This is a genomic window from Corallococcus sp. AB030 (assembly GCF_003668965.1).
Taxonomy (GTDB): domain Bacteria; phylum Myxococcota; class Myxococcia; order Myxococcales; family Myxococcaceae; genus Corallococcus; species Corallococcus exiguus.
In genome coordinates this window covers 58573-71212 of record NZ_RAWQ01000002.1, presented here as the reverse complement: position 1 = coordinate 71212, position 12640 = coordinate 58573, and the positions used below count along the sequence as shown (strand labels likewise).

At 70.3% G+C, this 12640-nt stretch carries 7 protein-coding genes; 5 read left to right on the top strand and 2 right to left on the bottom strand.

All coding sequences use genetic code 11. The features are described 5' to 3' along the window. The first annotated feature begins 69 nt into the window (after positions 1–69). From D7Y15_RS00790 to D7Y15_RS00775, 4 genes are all read left to right on the top strand, one after another. Positions 70–2829 (top strand): polyketide synthase, encoded by a 2760-nt coding sequence (locus tag D7Y15_RS00790; protein WP_121751398.1) that lies wholly within the window; start codon positions 70–72, stop codon positions 2827–2829. 118 nt (positions 2830–2947) lie between these two features. After that, a complete protein-coding gene (locus D7Y15_RS00785) occupies positions 2948–3475 on the top strand; it encodes a YiiD C-terminal domain-containing protein (RefSeq protein WP_158628976.1) in 528 nt (175 codons plus the stop codon). Further along, positions 3472–4431, top strand: coding sequence for an aldo/keto reductase (locus D7Y15_RS00780; protein ID WP_233604797.1), 960 nt, complete (start codon positions 3472–3474; stop codon positions 4429–4431). Before D7Y15_RS00785 ends, D7Y15_RS00780 begins: the two co-directional genes overlap by 4 nt. A gap of 4 nt (positions 4432–4435) precedes the next feature. Then, the gene (locus D7Y15_RS00775; protein ID WP_121751395.1) at positions 4436–5440 is read left to right on the top strand and encodes an NADPH:quinone oxidoreductase family protein; all 1005 of its coding nucleotides are present in this window, start codon (positions 4436–4438) and stop codon (positions 5438–5440) included. On the opposite strand, the gene D7Y15_RS00770 is transcribed toward D7Y15_RS00775, so the two are convergent. Beyond that, positions 5433–6587 (bottom strand): acyl-CoA dehydrogenase family protein, encoded by a 1155-nt coding sequence (locus D7Y15_RS00770; protein ID WP_120593571.1) that lies wholly within the window; start codon positions 6585–6587, stop codon positions 5433–5435. The genes D7Y15_RS00775 and D7Y15_RS00770 overlap by 8 nt on opposite strands. A 109-nt stretch (positions 6588–6696) precedes the next feature. On the opposite strand from D7Y15_RS00770, the gene D7Y15_RS00765 reads away from it, so the two are divergent. After that, complete coding sequence (locus tag D7Y15_RS00765) at positions 6697–7434, top strand: molybdopterin-binding protein (RefSeq protein ID WP_120574216.1); 738 nt, start codon at positions 6697–6699, stop codon at positions 7432–7434. 8 nt (positions 7435–7442) lie between these two features. On the opposite strand, the gene D7Y15_RS00760 is transcribed toward D7Y15_RS00765, so the two are convergent. Next, positions 7443–12512: a tetratricopeptide repeat protein gene (locus tag D7Y15_RS00760; protein WP_121751394.1), complete on the bottom strand. Its 5070-nt coding sequence runs from the start codon at positions 12510–12512 to the stop codon at positions 7443–7445. Positions 12513–12640: the final 128 nt, after the last annotated feature.

Below are 12640 nucleotides of genomic sequence, written 5' to 3'. Positions count from 1 at the left end.
GTCGGAAGGGATGTGTGTGATTCAGCTGGTCGTGGACGCGTCCGGATCATGGCCTTACATTGATTGGCAATGCGGAAAGGAAAACTGGATGGGATCGCGCCGGTGGCGATCTCTGGTTTTGCGTTTGCGTTGCCTGGCGCTCGCACACTCGATGAGCTGGCGGAGGTGCTTCACGGGGGGAAGACGACGTATGGCCAGTGGCCGGAGGAGCGCATTCCCCGGTCCCTGTATCTGGACCCGTCAGCGTCCGTGGGCGCGGCAAGAACCTCCACGCTGCTGGGCGGAGTCGTAGAGGACGCCTCTCCGCGGCGGTGGGTCGTGGAGACGGCGCACCGGGCCCTGGCCTCGGCGGGGCTGGAGCCTGGCTCGCTGGGTGGGCAGCCCGTGCCGGTGTTCCTCGCGCATTCACGCGGTGGCGGCCACGGGCTCTACGACGCCGCGGTGCTGGCCGTCGCGGGTCAGCTCCAGCCGTATCTCGTGCACGGCGCGCATCCAAACGAGTTCTCCCATCAGGAGCTGATGGACCTCACCCGGAAGGTGCGCCAGTCGCTCCGGGACTCGTTCGGGCCAGCCTTCGTGGAGGACCCGAGGGAGCGCGCCACGCATCGGCTCGCGAGCGCCATCGCGGAGGCGCTGGGCACCACGGAGAAGGTGCTGCTCGTGGATGGGAACTGCACCGGCGGTCTGGCCGCGATTGAACTGGCGGCGCGGGAGCTCGCGAAGGGGGCGCCGTGGGCCATCGCGGGCGCGCTGTCCTACGTCGACACCGTGAACCAGGTCCTCTATTCGAACTCACGCCTCCTGTCGTCCGAGGGCTGCTTCCCGTTCGCCCAGAAGGGGAACGGCACGGTCATCTCCGACGGCGTGGTGCTGCTGGTGCTCACGAGCCTGGAACGGGCGACGCAGGAACGGCTCCCCATCCACGGTGTGATCCGCGGCGTCGGTGGGGCGAACGACGGCGCTGCCGAGGCGTACATGCTGGTGCCGAATCCGCGCGGCCATGGGCTGGCGGTGGAGCGTGCGCTCGACCAGTCAGGCGTGGAGCCTCGGGAGTTGGGGGTGATCCTCGCGCACGGCACGGGGACGCGGGCCGGTGACGCCGTGGAGGCGAAGGTCTTTGATCGTGCACTGAAGGCGCACGGGGAGGCGGCTCAACCCGCGTCTCCGGTGCCCGTGATGTCGATCAAGGGGAACCTGGGACATGCGAAGGAGGCTTCAGGGCTGGCGAACCTGATCGCGCTGCTCGCCCTGTTCGAGTCCGGCGCCATTCCGGGCCCGGTGCATGGGGACAAGCCCCGGAGCCTGCTCGAAGCGGGAGGGCTCATCGAGGTCGAGAAGACCGCCCGGTCGTGGCCAGCGGGCGAGCAGCCGCGCATCGGAGGCGTCAGCGCCATCGCGAGCGGAGGCCAGAACTACCACGCGGTGGTGGAGGACCGGCCTTCCCCTGCGCGAGCCCAGGCGTTGCTGCGAGGTACGCGGAGGCGCCTCGCGAGGAGCGACGAGCCCATCGCCATCGTCGGGATGGCTGGTGCGTTCGCGGATGCTCCCGACCTCGCCACGCTGTGGACGAACCTGCTCCATGGACGCCGGGCCTTCCGGAGGCTGCCGTTCGGGCTCGGGGCGCCGCTGGACCTGGACGCGTCGCGCTTCACGGGCAACGCCAGCCAGTACGACGAACGGCCGGCCGACATCCTCCGGCATGATCCGCTCCACTACCTGCTGGTGGACCTGGCGCGAAGCGCGGCTGCGAAGGTCTCCATCGAACGGGGAAGCAACATCCCGGTGGTCGTCTCCGCGGAGCACTGCAGCGAGTACGGTCTGCTCCAGGTCGCCGCTGCACGTCTGCCGGAGTTGGAGGAGCACCTCCAGCGCGTGTTGCGCGAGACGGGGAAGGACCCCAAGGGCGTGGCCCGGACCGTGCGCGCGGCGATGAAGCGCCTGTCGATCGACCTGCCGGAACTGTGGGCCGGCAGCCTGTTCAACCTGTCTCCCAGCTTCATGGCGGCGAGGATTGCCCGAGCGTTCGACCTGACCGGACCGACCTGCGCCATCGAAGCCGGAGGCGCGGCGGCGTCCATGGGTGGCCTGGAGGTCGCATGCGGCCGGTTGTCGTCGCGTGATGCGGACGCGGTGTTCTGGGCGACCGCGGACATGCGGCTCGGAGTCACGCGCATGGCCGACGAAGGCGCGATGGGACTCCTGTCCCAACGGGACACACCGACCGTGTTCGATGCGGCCTCCGATGGGTATCTGCCTGGAGAAGGCGCCACGGTGTGCCTGCTGCGGCGCTTGTCGGACGCGCGGGCGCGGGGGGAGCCGGTGCTCGGGATCATCCGTGCGGTCGGGAGTGCGTTCGGAACGCCCGAGGAACACGGGCTCGTCTCCGAGCCCGCGATGAGCCTGGCCATCCGGCGCGCCTGGTCACGGTGTGACGTGTCGGCGGACGCGCTCGCGTTCGTGGAGTGCTTCGGCAGTGGGCATCCCGCCAGCGACCGCGCGGAGCTTGCGGCCCTGGGACGGACGCTCGGTACCGCGCGAGCCAGACCGCTGCCCCTGGGCGCAGTCACGCCGAACATCGGTCACACCGGTGCGGCCGCCGGAGCCGCGAGCTTGATGAAGGCGCTGTTCACGTTGGGCGCGAAGCGGATGCCGGCGACCCTGGGAGTGACGACCCCGATCGTTGGCGCGGCCGACAACCTCCGCGTCCTCACGGAGCCGCGAGAGTTGAAGGAGGCGCGCTTCGCGGGCGTCAACGCGGCGGGAAGCGGAGGCACCCACTACCACGTCGTGCTCGAAGCCGGGCCCGACCTTCAGGCGCCGGGAACATGAGCCTCCACGCGAACGAGGAGCAAAGCGCCTCATGCATCAAGTCCTGGGAGGCGGCGTGGTTCCATCTGGAGACAGTGCTTCCCGCGCAGGGCACGACACTGTTCAGGAGGAACTGGCCGTGAACAGGCCGCCCCTTGAGGCTCGGGAGGATGTCCTGGTGCGGCTGGCCATGGAACTCCATGCACGGATCCCGATGACGAAGTTCCTCGGGATCCACTTCGAGGCGTTCGAGCCCGGGCGCATCGTGCTCGCTGCGCCGCTGGGGCCTTCGCTCAACCACCGGGGCACGGCCTTCGGTCCAGGGGTGTTCACCTCCGCGGGGCTTGCGCCCTGGTTGTTGCTCGTTCGAGCCGCGTGGGCGGAGCGGCTCGCCGTGCAGATCCTCCTTCGCCGCTGTGAGTTCGCCATCCACCGGCCCATCACCGGCGACTACCGGGCCCGCTGTGACACGTTGCCGACGCTGGAGGCCGACACGCTTCGTCAAGGCGGCAAGGTGCGGCTCACGGCGACGTCGCAGGTCTTCATCGACGAGGGCGAACCCGCAGCGACCTACACGGCGCACTTCACGTTGCTGGGCCAGCCTGCTTCCTCCGGTGCGGGGGAGGGGGACCTGGCGTTGCCCTTTCCGGAGGCTTGGCGGACGTGATCTACCGCAAGCTGGGCGGCATCGACGTATCGGTCTTCGCGCTGGGGGCGGCCAACTTCGGTGGCATCGGGAGCTCCCGGAAGCTGCTGGGCCAGGGGGAGACCGAAGCCGAAGCACATACGCTCCTGGATCGCGCGGTGGCGCTGGGGATCAACCTCATCGACACGGCGGGCACCTATGCGGACGGAGCCAGTGAGGCCATCATCGGCGCGTGGCTGGCGTCGCGCGGCGCCTCGATGCGGGACCGGGTGCTCATCTCGTCCAAGGTGGGCCTTCGCGGTGGGCTCGGGCGGAAGCACGTGTTCGCGGAGGTGGACCGGTCGCTCGCGCGGCTCCGCGTCGACACGCTCGACTTCTATCTGGCGCATGTTCCGGATCCGGCCACGCCGTGGGACGACGTCCTGGACACCTTCCAGTCCCTGGTGAGGTCGGGCAAGGTCCGACGCTTCGGCTTGTCTAACGTGTCCGCCAGTGACCTCTGGCGCTGTGCTGCTCCTCGCTCGGGCGGCCCGGTGGGATTCGGCTGGGTCCAGAACCGCTTCAACCTGCTTGAACAGGATGACGCACAGAACGGCGTACTGGAGTCCTGCGCGAAGCTGGGGCTCCAGTACACGCCCTTTTCGCCGCTGGCGGGCGGCCTTCTGAGCGGTAGGTACGCCATCGCGGGTGACATTCCGGAAGGCACTCGTATCGGTCAGCGCAGGGACCTCTACTCGAAGGCCTGGACTCCGGAGAACGCGGCCCGCGTCGAACAGCTCAAGGCGAAGGCCGCGGCCCACGCGCTGTCACCGTCGGGCCTGGCCACCTGGTGGCTGGTGCACTGTCCCTTCGTGACGTCGATCCTCGTCGGCGCGCGCAGCCCGAAGCAGCTCGAGCAACTGGTGACCGAAGCGTCGGACCTGCCCGCGAACGACGACCTCTGGCGAAGCCTCTCGGCCCCTTCCATCCAGGAGTGATGACATGCGCGCGATCGTCTGCGGGACGTGGGGCGGGCCCGAGCAGCTCACCCTCGCGGAGGTCCCCGCGCCTGTTCCGAAGCCCGACGAAGTGATGATCGACGTGCACGCCTGCAGCGTGAACTTCGCCGACCTCCTCATGATTGGAGGGACCTATCAGACCCGGCCCGCGCTGCCCTTCGTCCCAGGCCTGGAGGCTGCGGGCACCATCGCCAGCGCCCCCGAAGGCTCGGGCTTCCAACCCGGAGACCGCGTCGTGGCCATCCTGTGGCACGGGGGCTATTCCGAGCAGGCAGTGGCCTCCGTGAAGGAGACCTTCCTGCTGCCGGCGGGCGTCTCCTTCGACGTCGCCGCCGCGCTGACCAGCGCCTACGTGAGCACCGCCCTGGCGCTGATCCGCGTCGCCCACCTGAAGCCGTCGGAGGTGCTCCTCGTGCTGGGTGCCAGTGGGGGCGTGGGGCTCGCGGCCGTGCAGCTGGGCAAGGCGCTGGGGGCCACCGTCATCGCGGTCGCGAGCACTCCGGACAAGCTCGCCATCGCGCGTGAGGCAGGCGCGGACCACGTCATCAGTCACGCTGACGGAGATTGGAAGGAGCAGGTCCTCTCCGCCGCGGGGGCCTCCGGTGTGAGCGTCTGCTTCGATCCGGTCGGTGGCCCGCTCTTCGACCCGGCGCTCTCGACGCTGGGGTGGGGAGGCCGCTACGTCCTCGTGGGCTTCGCCGCGGGACAGGCCCCGAGCATCCCCGCGCACCGGTTGCTCGTGAAGCACCGCGCGGTGCTGGGGTCGTCGCTGCGCTACTTCCGCTACCACGACCCGGCGGCGCTCCGCGAAACCATGGAGCAGCTCTTCGCCTGGTACGCGCAGGGCCGCATCCTCCCGCGCATCACCCTCCGGTTGCCCCTGGATCGGACCGCCGACGGCTTGCGCACCCTCGCGGAGCGACGCGCCATCGGCAAGGTCGTGGTCCATATCCGCGAGGGACGGGACACGCCGCCCGGCGCTATGTGAACGAGCGGGGCAGCCCGAGGACGTGCTGGCTGATGTATGACAGGGCCATGTTCCGGCTCACGGGGGCGTTGATGAACAGGCGCACCTCGCGGAACTTGCGCTCCACGTCGTACTCCTCGGCGAAGCCGTAGCCTCCGTAGGTGTCCATGCAGGCGTTGGCGGCCTCCCAGGCGGCTTCGGCGGCCAGGTACTTCGCCATGTTCGCTTCGGCCCCGCAGGGCTGGTGCCCGTCGAAGAGCGTCGCGGCCTGCTCCGTCAGCAGGTTCGCGGCCGTGAGCGCCGTGTGCGCCTTCGCGATGGGGAACTGCACGCCCTGATTGGCTCCGATGGGCTTGCCGAACACGGAGCGCTCCTGCGCATAGGTGACGGCCTTCTCGATGAACCAGCGGCCATCCCCGATGGCCTCCGACGCGACGAGCACACGCTCCGCGTTCATGCCATCCAGGATGTACGAGAAGCCCTTGCCCTCTTCGCCGATCAATCCCTCGACGGGCACTTCGACGTTCTCGAAGAACAGCGCGTTCGTCGCATGGTTGAGCATGGTCCGGATGGGCCGGACCTCCATCCCCTGCGTCTTCCGCAGGTCGAGCAGGAACACGCTCATCCCGTCCGTCTTCTTGCGCACCTCCGCGCGGGGCGTCGTCCGCGCGAGCAGCAACATCAGGTCGGACTGGAGCACGCGCGAGATGAAGATCTTCTGCCCGTTCACGACGTAGTGGTCGCCGCGCCGGACCGCCGTCGTCTCGATGGCGGTGGTGTCCGAGCCCGAGTTCGGCTCCGTCACAGCGAACGCCTGGAGCCGCAGCCGGCCCGCGGCGAGCTCCGGGAGGTATCGCTGCTTCTGCTCCGCGGAGCCGTGCCGCAAGAGCACGTTCATCACGTACATCTGCGCATGACACGCGGACGCATTCCCACCGAAGTGGTTGATCTCCCCCAGCACGACCGCCGCTTCGCGCAGGCCCAGCCCCGCGCCGCCGTACTCCGCGGGGATGAGAGCGGCCAGCAGCCCGGCCTCCGTGAGGGCCTTGACGAAGTCGTGAGGGTATTCACGCTCCGCGTCGAGGGTGCGCCAGTACTTCGGAGGGAAGCGGTTGCACAGGGCACGCACGGACGCGCGGATCGCGTCCCGGGTCTCGGTGGAGTCCATGCGCGCAGGATGTCCGTCCCCCCTTGCTGACTCCAGGACAGCACGGGTCCGGGACAGCGCACCGCGTGAGTCCACCCCCGGGGTCCGTTGGAGTAGACTCCCCGGTTCCATGGAGCGGACCGGCGCGGCGGCGATCATCATTGGCAACGAGGTCCTCACCGCGAAGGTGAAGGACGAAAATGGCCCCCACCTCATCCAGCGGCTGCGGGAGTTGGGCATCCCGCTCGTCTCGGTGGAGACCATCCTGGACGACGTGGACGCCATCGTGGACGCGGTGTCCCGCGCCCGGCGCAAGGCCCGCTACGTCTTCACCAGCGGCGGCATTGGCCCCACCCATGACGACGTCACCGTGCGCGCGGTGGCGCTCGCGCTGGGCCGGCCCGTGGTGCGCCTGCCGGAGATGGTGTCGGCCATCCAGGCCCGCGCGGGCACGTCGCCCGTGACGCCGGAGTCGCTGCGCCTGGCGGATGCTCCCGAGGGCGCGGTGCTCCTGGCCCAGCCGGGCATGTGGTTCCCGGTGCTGACAGTGGGGGACATGTTCCTGCTGCCCGGGGTGCCACAGCTCTTCCGGCTGCAGCTGGAGACGGTGCTCTCACGGCTCAGCGGCACGCCGGTGCACCTGGTCAACCTGTATTTCAACCTGGGCGAGAGCGCCCTGGCCGCCGTGCTGGACCGCGTGGCGCTGGACATGCCCCACGTGGCCATCGGCTCCTATCCCGTCTTCGACGCGGCCATGGACTACCGCGTGAAGGTGACGGTGGAGGCCCCGGAGCGGGCCCACGTGGACGACGCCGTGGGCCGGCTGCTCGCGGGGTTCCCGGCGGACTCGCTGGTCCGCCGGGAGTAGCGCGGCGATTACAGCGACAGGCCGATGCGCTGACGCAGGCGGAAGAAGTCGTCCGTCAGCAGCCACGACAGCAGGGCCTTCAGGTCCGCGCGCTCGCGCACCGCCTTGAGGATGTCGTCGGTGGTGCCGTCCTGGCGGTTGGCCACCACGTTCGGATCCTCGCGCAGCACCATGGTGAGGCCCACGGACGGGTCGCCGCAGACGAGCAGGCCCGCGCGGTCCGCCGAGAAGCCGAGCGCGTCCACCACCGTCGCGACGTCGATCTTCGACTGCTCGGACAGCGTCTGCGCGGGGCCTTCCGACGCCTTCATCGCCTTGCGGTTGAAGGCCTTCTTGAGCTGCTTCGTCATCTCGTCGTTGCGCCGGCCCAGGCCGTTGAACTGCTGCGCGTGGACGCGGATGGCGTTGCCGAACAGGTCCACCGTCTCGCCCTGGGACAGCTTGGAGAGGACGGCCGTCTTGTTGAGCAGGCCCAGCACTGCCTTGCCGATGAGGAACTTCTGCTCACGGGCGTTGAAGCGGCGCACGACGTCCTGGCCCACGCACAGGGACAGGGGCTCCGTCGTCTCCGGCTGCAGCATGCCGCGCCGGGCGAGGTAGACCTCGAACTCCTCCACGCCGAAGGTCTGCGCCACCGCCCGCACGGCCTTGAACACGGCCGAGTCCGGCTTGAGCTTGTCCTGCTTCGGGTTGACGCCGAGCATCTCGAACTGCGGCGGGTACACCTTGCCCAGGTGCTCACCCATGGCGCGCAGCAGGTCCGTCAGCGGGCCGCGCGCGGCCGGGTGCATGAGGACGGTGTCCACGTCCGCGGCGGGCAGCGCTTCACGCGGTTCCTGCGGCTGCCGGGCGCGGGCCTCCGAGTAGAAGGCCTGCTCCACCTCGTTGGTGGCGCGCATGAAGGTCAGCACCGCGGCGACGGCGAACGTCTTGTCCTGCTGCTTCTGGGCATCCCACAGCTTGAACAGCGCATGCAGGCTGTCCACGCGAGCGGGGTCCTGCCGCAGGATCTGACGGTGCTCTTCGATGGCGAGCGGGAAGCTGGCCATGTCGCGGCCATACAGATCCGCCAGCGCGGCGCGCGCCTGGAGGTTCTGCGGATCCTGCTCCACGAGCTGCCGGTAGATGACGGTGGCGCGAGCCGGCTCGGTCAGGGGGCCCGCGTAGAAGCTCGCCACGCGCATGCGCAGGGACGCCGCGCGCTTGACGTCCGTGGACACGGTGGCGGCGGCCTGGGCCTCCAGCATCTGCGCCAGCTCCGGCAGGTTGCGCTGGCGCTCGTAGAGGGCCACCAGCCGGTCCACCAGCGCGGGCTCGCCCGGCGTCAGCTCCAGCGCCTTCTTGTAGAGCGCGGTGGCGGAGGCGACGTCGCCCAGGCCCTCTTCGTGGATGCGCGCCAGCTCCACGGTGAAGCGCGCGCGGGCGTCGTTGGGCAGGTCCTGATCCAACAGCCGCCGCAGGCAGTCCACCGCGCCGCCGAAGTTGCGGCCCTGCGCGTATACCGTGGCCAGCCGCTCCAGCGCCTCCGGGTGGCGGGGCAGGGTGGCCAGCGCCGTCTGGAGGTGCGCCGCCGCGCGGCCCGGGTCGTTGAGGTGCTGCTGGTAGAGCGCGCCCAGCGTCAGGTGGTGCTGCGCGAGCACGCGAGGGTCACCGCCCTGCTGCACGCGCTGGCCGAGCATCTGCGCGGCCTCCGCGTACTGCTGCGCCTCCAGCAGGAGCAGGCCGCGGGTCTCCAGTGCGTCGGGGAAGCCGGGCTTGGCCGCCAGGGCCTTCTCCAGCACCTCGAGCGCACGGGCCCGGTCACCCAGGGCCACGTTGTGCAGCCGGGCCGCGGTGACGTACGCCGCCGCGGCGGCCTCCACGTCGCGCTGCGCGAGCCGGGCCTCCGCGCGCCGCTCGTGCAGGGCCGCGAGGTCGGAGGAACCGCCGCGCTGCGCGAGCAGCTCCTCCAGGCCGGTGGCCGCGCCCGGGTGCAGCGGGTCGCGCTCCAGCGCCAGGCGGTAGAGGGCCGAGGCGCCGTCCGGGTCATTGAGCTTCTGGGCCGCGAGCTTCGCGGCGGCGACGAAGCCCTCGATGGCGCTCTTGGTGTCGCGGCTCGCGCGGGCCTCGGTCTCCATCATGGTGCGCGCGGTGGCGAAGTCGCCCCGGCGCAGGGCCACGCGGCGGGCGCCCTGGAGCGCGGGGAGGCACTGCGCCTGGAGCTCCAGCGCCTGCAGGTACAGCGCGGCGGCCTGCTCCTGGTCGGGGTTCTTCTCCGCCAGCTCGGCGGCGCGCAGGAGCAGCTCCAGCGCCTCCGTGGCGTCGGTGGTGACGGCCAGCCGCATGCCGTACATGCGCGACAGGCCGGCGGTGTCACCGCTCTGGCGCAGCACGCGCTCCAGGCCGAAGGCGAGGCGCGCGTCGGTGGGGTCGGCGTCGAAGGCGCGCTGGTAGACCTCCAGGGTGCGCTCGGAGGGCGGGCCCTTCTCTTGATCCGCGGCGGCCAGGATGCGCAGGGCGCTGGACAGGCGCGTGTCGGTGACGCGCTCGGCGATGCGGGCGCGCAGCTCCGCGCGGCGGACGCGGTCCGACACGCGGATGCGCTCCAGCAGCATGAGGGCGGTGAGGTTGCCGGCCTCCAGGCCCAGCACGGACTCGCAGCACTGCGCGGCGCGGGACGGCTCCTGGAAGCGGTCCAGGTACAGCCGCGCGAGCTTGAGGTACGCCGTCACCTTGGCCGAGGGCGTCTGGCCCACCTGCGTCTCGCGGTCGAGGATGGACACCAGCTCCTTCACGTTGTCCTGCGCGACGTACAGGCGCTCCAGCGCGCGCAGCGTGGCGGCGTGGCCCGGCGTGAGGCGAAGGACTTCCTGGTAGCCCTCGATGGCCAGCTCCGGGCGGCCCAGCTGGTCCTCCCAGATGGCGGCGGCCTGATAGAGCGCGTTGGCGCGCTCCAGCGGATCCGTGCGGTTGGCGGCGTCCGCTCGCAGCACCTCCACCAGGCTCTCCCACGCCTCGTGGGCGCGGTGGATGCGGGCGAGCGCGCGCAGCGCCGGGAAGTAGCTGGGCGCCAGCATCAGCGCCTCCTGGTACGACGCCAGCGCCTCGTTCTCCTGCTTGAGGCGGTGCTCGTACAGCTCGCCGATCTTGTAGATGAGCGCGGCGGCCGCGTCGGTGGACGGAGAGATCTCCGACTCCGCGCGGTACATGTCGATGAGCTTCTCCCACCGGGTGTCCTGCGCGTACAGCCGGCCCAGGGCCTTGAGCGCGGGCAGGTACGAGGGCGACAGCGCGAGCACGCGCTCATACGCGGTGATGGCGCCCACGCGGTCCTTCAGGTGCTCGTCGAGGATCTCCGCGTTGCGGTGGAGCAGCGACAGGACCTGCTTGGTGTCGCCGGCGAACGACGCCTCCAGGTCGTTGGTCTCCAGCAGCTCACGGAAGCGTCCGGCGCGCTCGTAGAGACGGGCCAGGTTGCGCAGCGTGGGCAGGTGATCCGACGCCAGGTCGAGGATGCGCTTCATGCACTCGATGGCGTGGTCCAGGTCCCCGAGGCGGTCCTCGTAGATGACCGCCATCTTGTTGAGCGTGGTGATGACCTGATCGCGGTCGGACGTCTGGAGCAGGTCCTGCTCGAACATCTGGACCAGCTCCGCGAAGCGGCCCTGGCGCTCGTAGAGGCGGGTGAGGGCCTTCTGCGCGGGGAGGTAGCCCGGCTGGAGCTGGAGGCACGCGTTGTAGCGCGCGATGGCGTCCTCCTGGCGGCTCAGGCGCTCCTCCAGGATCTCGGCCGCCTTGTACATGCGCGCGGCCTTGCCCTTGGCGTCCTCGGCGGCGGTGACCTCCGCGTCGAAGACGGCGACGAGGCCTTCCCAGTTCTTCATCCGGTACGACAGCTTGCCCAGGCCCGCGAGCGCGGCGGCGTGGCTGGGGATGCGGGCGAGGATGGCCTGGTAGCGGGCGGCGGCCTCCTGGTCGCGCTTGAGGTCGTCCTCGTACAGCGCGGCGAGGCGCAGGTTGATGGCGACGAGCTCGCTCTCGTCGTTGATGGAGCCCACCCACGCGAGCAGCACGTCGGCCAGCTCCTCGAAGCGGCCTTGGGTCTCGTAGATGCCGGCGAGCGCGTTCAACACGAGCGGCTCATGAGGGCTCACGCGGCGCGCGGCGAGCAGCGCGGACAGCGCGTCGTCCTTGCGGCCCAGGCGGTCATGCACCTTGGCGATGTGGAGGTACGCGGGAGCGCCCTGGGAGCCCTGTCCCTCGGCCTCGGAGAGGAGGGCGGAGAGGAGCTCGTCGGTGCGGCCCTCGCGCTCGGCGACGCGCTTCACGGCGGCCTGGAGCAGCGGGTCGGAGCGGTCGAGCGCGAAGGCCTCGCGGAACGCAGCGGCTGCGGCGTCCTTCTGCTTGAGGCGCTCCTCCAGGAGCATGCCCGCGGAGGTGAGGTAGTGGGCGCGCAGGGACGGCGGGACGACGGCGGTGGCGAGCAGCCGGTAGATCTCCACCAGCGCGCCCGCGTCGTTGCGCGAGGCGTAGACGGACTCCAGCTGGGTGAGGAGGGTGACGTCGGTGGGCTTGCGGTCCAGGGCCTGGCGCAGGGCATCCGCGGCGTCGTTGTCGCGGGACAGGCGCTCCTCGAGGATCTGCCCCTTCTCGAAGAGGAGGGCCGCCTGCTGACGAGGGTCCTCGGCGGCGATGAGCTCCGCGTCGATGAGCTGCACGACCATCTGCCAGTTGCCGACGTCGGCGAAGAGGCGGCGAGCGGCGCGGATGTTGGCGAGGAACCGGGGCGCCAGCTTGTACGCGTTCTGGAACGCGACGGCGGCGTTGCGAGGGTTCTTGAGCGGCTCTTCCCAGAGCAGGCCGACCTCATGGAAGAGGAGCGCGGCCGTCTGAGGCTCGGTGGTGGCGAGCGCCTTGGCCTCGCGTTCCATGGACGCGATGCGCTCGCGGGCATCGTCCTCGGCGCTGGCCTGGGGAACGGGAGCGGGGAGGGTGCTCACGTTCTGGGCGAGTGTCTGGGCCGCGCCAGCCTCGGGGGCCCCGGGGGGAGGCACCGATGCGGAGGACGAAGGCCGCGTGACGTCATTGCTCTCGCTCATGGAAGCCGGCTCCAGGCACTTTGGAAATGAGAGGGGGAGACTGAACGGGAGTTCGTACCACGCGCTCGGCTGGCCCCTCAACTTCCCGTCTTTCCTGGCGATTTGAGTGCTGGGGAGGCAAGCGGACG